Source organism: Algoriphagus faecimaris, from assembly GCF_900101705.1.
GTDB classification, from domain to species: Bacteria; Bacteroidota; Bacteroidia; order Cytophagales; family Cyclobacteriaceae; genus Algoriphagus; species Algoriphagus faecimaris.
Map to the genome: position 1 here is coordinate 1 of NZ_FNAC01000091.1, position 2,121 is coordinate 2,121.

General features: G+C 42.8%; 1 protein-coding gene. It reads right to left on the reverse strand.

The window, feature by feature from the left end; translation table 11 throughout:
• Positions 1-2,121 (reverse strand): DUF7507 domain-containing protein (locus BLQ57_RS20660; RefSeq protein WP_394331280.1); only part of this gene is annotated, 2,121 nt, incomplete at both ends.

Below are 2,121 nucleotides of genomic sequence, written 5' to 3' on the forward strand. Positions count from 1 at the left end.
CCTACTGTGCTTAGGCTTGGGCTAGTTGTAGTTCCTTCTCCGTCAGCAGATGTGTACCATACGATGCTGAATCCTTGTGGAACAGTCGCGGTGGCAATTATGCTTTCCGCATCTCCCTCACAGATTGTCACATCAACCGGATTGGTCGGTGCTACCGGTGCAGGATTAATCGTCAAGGTAACTGCAGCTCTTTCTGCGCTTACACAACCTGTCTCCTCATTCTGTGCCTCTGCATAATAAGTGATTGAACCTGTTTGGCTCCATGATGGATCCCCAACTTCATCACCTCCTACAGCTTCGGTAAACCAAACTATAGTATAGTCTCCATCAACTGTGGCGGTAGCTGTCAATGTCTGAATAGGATCAGTTTCACAAACTACTTGCGGATCTCCAGCAATTGGCGTTGGAACAGAGTCCACAATTACTGTAGCGATGTCGCTGCTCACAACTCCACATTCTCCTGTTACTTCCACGAAGTAGTAAAGTGTACCTGCGGTAGCAGTGGATGGAATATAAGTCGCATCATTAGCGCCTTCTATTGCTTCAGCGCCATCCTTGCTATTTTCAGTATTTACAAACCACTGATAAGAAAGTGTTCCTTCACCATCAGCAACTACAGCAAGTGCAGTAGCTTCCTGACCGATGCAATAAACATCACCCTCAGGCTGAGATGAAATTACGGTAGTCTTATCCACATCGACAATCACCTCATTGGAATCTTCAGAAAGTGTAAACTGTCCAAATCCTCCTGTAACTGTCGCAGTATTGGCTACTTCTCCATTATTAATGTCATCGCTTGTAACGGTATAGGTCACTTCGTAAATCCAAGTTTCTTCAAGACCTAAAATTCCGTCTTCACCTGAATCACCGCTAAGTGGGCCTGTAATGGCAGTTTCAGAAACTTTATTATCCGTTACCTCTATATTAGAGAGGCTTACATTTCCTTCATTGGTTACAGTAAATCTGTAGGTAATCTGATCACCCTCTGTAATACAATCTGCTGGCTCTATTGCTTCTTTCAAGATGGCAATTGCAGGTCTCTGATTGAAACAAGCCAATGCGGTATCAGAAACCGGCTCAATAAAGAACTGACTGAATGGTCTAATAACTCTAGGTAAGTTTTCTCCTTCACCGATAAAGTTTTCTCCTGGAAGAAGGTCGATCAATATAGGCCCTTCAATTTGTCCATCTCCAATAATTAAAGTTCCAGCAGTGGCAGTATTCTCAAAACATCCCGCTTCGATCATCTCAGAAGTGATCGTCATGCTCAATTCCTCAAATTCGCTAGAATCGAAGATAACTTCTTCTCCTGGCGCGATAGTTGGAATCAAGAACTCAAAACCAAGTTGCTCATCTTCCACCAAGATATTGGTCAAAGTCACGTTTCCATCATTGGTCACCGTGATAATGTAGGATAGGGTTCCATCCAATTCTTGATCATTCACGTCAATTTCTTTGGTAATGTCCAAAGATGGATCTTGACAAATTTCGATTTCAGTAACTTCATCGTCTTCTATGGTCTGACCTGAAAGATCAGATACATTTCCATAATCACCGATTGTACCGGTCACCTCTGCCTGATTAGAAATCAATCCTTCTTGCGTATCCTCTGCAGTAATGGTATAATTCGCTGTGTAAGTAGCTGATTCTCCTTCAAGCAAGGTGCCTTCTGAACTACCTTCTGAGCTTGATACAAAAGTGATTGCACTTAGTGTACCAGTTCCCGAGAAGCTTTCCTCAGTAACAGTTACATTTTCGATCGTTACATTTCCGGTATTAGTTACCGTAAAGGTGTATAATAAGGTGTCATCAGTATCTAGACAGTTATCTTCATTTTGAGGAGTAACTGCTTTGACTAATGCCACAGAACAATCATTGATAGTCAAAGTCACCGGAGTTCGCTCCTGACTTTCACAACCTGTTTCATTGTTTACTGCAGCTGCATAATAAGTGACAGTTCCAATTTCACTAAGTGTTGGAGAATCTGTGGTCACATCACCATCGGCGGTAGTATACCATACTATTGTCTCATTTTCTCCAGCTGTAGCAGAGGCAGTCAAGGTCTGAATATTTTCTTCAGCACATTCGATTTGATCACCGCCTGAGATAGGAGCGTCAGGG